At 73.6% G+C, this 2,311-nt stretch carries 1 protein-coding gene; it reads right to left on the reverse strand.

Annotated elements, in window-relative coordinates; genetic code table 11:
* Positions 1–2,311: FG-GAP-like repeat-containing protein (locus GA0070213_RS30980; RefSeq protein ID WP_175441568.1), on the reverse strand; the 2,311-nt coding region annotated here is incomplete at both ends.

Consider the following 2,311-nt stretch of genomic DNA (forward strand, 5'->3'; position numbering starts at 1 on the left):
GGGTGCCGGTCCACCCGCCAGCCACCGGCCTGCGCCCCGAAACCGGCCACCACCGGCACCGAAGTGAACGCGAACGTGCCGTCGCCCTGACTCAACGCCACGTACACCCCGGCATCACCGAACGCCACGATGTCGGCCTTTCCATCCCCGGTCAGATCGGCCAGCACCCGGACGTGCTTCTCCACCCGCCAGCCGGCGTCGTAGCCCAGATCCGCCAGCACGAACCGGGGGTCGGCGAACGAACCACCGGACGTGCTCAACGCCGTCCACACGCCCGCGTCGCCGAAGCCCACGATGTCGGCGTGGCCGTCCCCGGTCAGGTCCGCGAGCAGGCGCGGGTGCCGGTCCACCCGCCAGCTGCCGGGCGTGTTCCAGTCCGTGCGCTTCGTCACGTCACGGAGGTTCCGCACGCGCAGCAGGACCGCCAGGTTGTCCGGGAACGTGCCCAGGTCGGGCGAGGAGAAGTTGCCGAAGAAGCGGATGAAGACGTGGTCGTCGGGCTGCGGCGGATCGCCCGGCAGGTCGAGCACGACCGGTCGGTACCCGCGGATGACGAAGGGGCTGCTCGCGTTCCAGATCCGCGAGCCCGGCCGCAGCGGCGGGCCGGGGATCATCTGCCGGCGCGCCGTGCTGGTGACGTCCGGGAGTTCACCGTCGGCGGCCCCGTACAGGGCCAGGGTCTGCCCGGTGCCGCCGACGGCCAACCCGCCGTCGGTGTTCCAACGCGGGGTGAGGACCAGCATCTGTGACGGCCGCAGCGGGTCGGCGAAGGAGCAGTCGTTGTCGCCGCCGCCGTAGTCCTGCGGCCGCCAGGTACGCCCGCCGTCGGGTGAGGCGAAGCCGTCGTTGTCGCCGGTGTTGAGCGAGATCACCGGGCCCCGGCCGGGCAGTGCGAGGCCGGCGATGTTCACCACCGACAGCGTGCTGATGCTGCCCGCGGCGTGGACGTGCCGGCCACCGTCGGTGCTGCGGAAGATGCCGCCGTCGCTCGCCAGCCAGACCGTGCCGGCGGTCGGCGTGTACGACCCGTCCCGGAAGGTGGCTGCGAAGTCGCCGGACAGGAAGATGCCGTGCAGGTCGACGTGCGCGTGCTGGCCGTCGTCGAGCTCCTGCCAGTCGGCGGCGGAGGCGGGGTCGAGCGGCGCGGCGAACACCTTGGATCGCTGCGGCCCGTAGAACAGCACCTCGCCGCGTCCGGGCCGGGTCGCCGCGACGAACACGTTGCCGCTGTACTGCTTGTCCAGCGTCGGCAGCGGCACGGGGGTCCACTCCGATGCGCCGGTCTGCGCGAACCGCGAGTAGTCGCCGCGCCAGAGCTGGGGCGGGACCAGGTTGGCGTTCCCGGTGGCGAAGACCTCCAGCGGCGAGCGCGGCGACACCACCATGACCCGCTCGTTCGGGGCGTTGGCCAGGCCGGTGGCGCCGCCGACGGTGGCCGGGACCCCGCCGGCGTCGGCGACCCAGGTCGTGCCGGCGTCGACGGAGACGAAGACCTTCCCGTCGGTGAGCGCGTACACGATCGGGGGCCGGAGGCTGCCGGCGGACGTCTCGGCGACCGCCACGTGGTTGACCGGTTGGAGGTCACCGGTCGGCCGGTGCAGGACGTCGGTGAACGTGGCCCCGCCGTCGGTGCTGACCGCCAGCGAGCTGCCGCCGGCGGCGTAGACCAGGTCGGCGGTGCCCGGCGCCCAGACGAGCTGGCCGGCGCCGCCCAGCCGCGCCGAACCGCGACGGGGGAACGCGTGCACGCGGGACCAGGTCGCGCCACGGTCGCTCGACCGCCAGACGCCGGCGTCCTGCGTCTCCCGGTCACTCTGCGCCAGGGCGAGGACTGTCGCCTCGGCGCCGAAGTTCGGCAACACGAAACGCGGCGGGTCGAAGCCGGTCGGGTTGGCCAGGCTGACGTAGACGCCGGCGTCGCCGAAGCCGACGACGTCGGCGCGGCCGTCGCCGGTCACGTCGACCAGGAACCGGGGATGCTTCTCCACCCGCCACCCCTGGTCGTGGCCGAAGTCGGCGACCGCCAGCTGCCGGGGGGCGAAGGTGCCGTCGCCGTTGTTGCGGGCGAGGTGGACGCCGGCGTTGCCGAAGCCGACGAGGTCGGCGTGCCCGGCGCTGGTCACGTCCGCGACCAGGCGCGGGTGCCGCTCGACCCGCCAGCCACCGGCGGCGTAGCCGAAGTCGGGCAGGGTGGGCGTCGGGATGAACGCGAAGCTGCCGTCACCCTGGCTGCGGGCGGTGTAGACGCCGGCGTCGCCGAAGGCCACGATGTCGGCCTTGCCGTCCCCGGTCAGGTCCGCCAGGAACCGGG

The sequence above is a fragment of the Micromonospora humi genome (genome assembly GCF_900090105.1).
GTDB classification, from domain to species: domain Bacteria; phylum Actinomycetota; class Actinomycetes; order Mycobacteriales; family Micromonosporaceae; genus Micromonospora; species Micromonospora humi.